This window comes from Streptomyces sp. NPDC102451 (assembly GCF_044765485.1).
Classification (GTDB): domain Bacteria; phylum Actinomycetota; class Actinomycetes; order Streptomycetales; family Streptomycetaceae; genus Streptomyces.
On record NZ_JBIWKD010000058.1, the window covers coordinates 1 to 1,366 of the forward strand.

2 protein-coding genes are annotated in these 1,366 nt (G+C 66.8%); both read left to right on the forward strand.

Going from position 1 to position 1,366, the window contains the following annotated elements; all coding sequences use genetic code 11:
* Positions 1–104: 104 nt before the first annotated feature.
* The gene (locus tag ACIRD8_RS37840) at positions 105–959 is read left to right on the forward strand and encodes an IS5 family transposase (RefSeq protein ID WP_404002335.1); all 855 of its coding nucleotides are present in this window, start codon (positions 105–107) and stop codon (positions 957–959) included.
* Complete coding sequence (locus ACIRD8_RS37845) at positions 956–1,360, forward strand: hypothetical protein (RefSeq protein WP_404002338.1); 405 nt, start codon at positions 956–958, stop codon at positions 1,358–1,360. Before ACIRD8_RS37840 ends, ACIRD8_RS37845 begins: the two co-directional genes overlap by 4 nt.
* The last annotated feature ends 6 nt before the right edge of the window (positions 1,361–1,366 follow it).

Below are 1,366 nucleotides of genomic sequence, written 5' to 3' on the forward strand. Positions count from 1 at the left end.
AGAGGACGTTAAGTCCCGTTCCTGATGATGTGGTGTCACCCGTTCGTGGGTGACGGGACGGTTCCTCCGTCATGTCATGTCGTGTGCATGATGGGGTCGCGACTATGGAACGGATGCCGTACGCAACCGACTTGCCCGACGAGCAGTGGGCGTTGATCGAGCCGCTGGTCACCGCGTGGAAGCGGGAGCGGGTGGCGCGGTCGGCGACCGGGGACCCGGGCTCCTGCGACCTGCGTGAGGTCGTGAACGCGTTGCTCTACCAGAACCGGACGGGCTGTCAGTGGCGGCTCCTGCCGCATGACCTCCCGGCCTGGTCGGCAGTGTTCTACTACTTCACTCTGTGGCGCCAGGACGGCCTTGACCAGCGGATCCAGGAGATTCTCCGTTGCCAGGTGCGGGAGCGGTCCAGACGATTAGAGGACCCGTCCCTGGTGATCATCGACACCCAGTCCGTCCGTGTGGCGGCCGGAGTGCCGAAGAAGACGACGGGACTGGACGCGAACAAGAAGACGCCCGGCAGGAAGCGGGGACTCGCCGTCGATGTGCTGGGCCTGATCATCGGTGTGGTGATCCTCGCCGCGAGCGCACACGACAACGAGGCCGGCATCACCCTGCTTGACCAGGCGGCCGAACGATGCGGGATGCGCCTGGAAAAAGTCCTGGTCGACCAGGGCTTCAAAGACGCCGTGATCATCCACGGGGCGGTGAAGGACATCACCGTCGAGGTGGTCCGACGCAACCCCGACGACGTAGGCAAGGGCTTCGTGCCGCAACCGAAGCGGTGGGTCGTTGAGCAGGTCAACGGCACCCTCATGCTGCAACGGCGCCTCGCCCGTGACTACGACCACCGGCCCGACAACGCGGCCTCCCGCGTCTACTGGGCCTCCACCGCGGGCATGCTCCGCCGCCTCACCACCCCTACCCCCGCCTGGCGGGACGACGTGGAGCTGGCCGCGTGAACGTCCATGAACTCCTGCGGCTGCTGCAGACCGAACACGATGAGACCGCAGCCCGCGCCGCCACCCTGCGCGAGCAGATCGAACGGCTCACCACCGCCCTCACCGAGACCGAAGCCCGCCTGGCCGAGCTCACCGCCACCCGCAAGGTCATCGACGGCCTCACCCCTCCCGACCACGCAACGGCCCCCGCGGAGACCACGACCGCCACCGTCTACCAGCGCATCGTGACCACGTTCAACGAACACCCAGGGAAGGTGTTCCGCGTCCGCGATCTGCACGAACACCTCGCCCTGCCCACCGACGAGCCCTCGATCAACGTCACCCGTTCCCGCCTGGGAAGACTCGTCCGCCAGGGACTCCTCGAACAGCCCGGACGCGGCCGCTACCAGAAACGGACTTAACGCCCT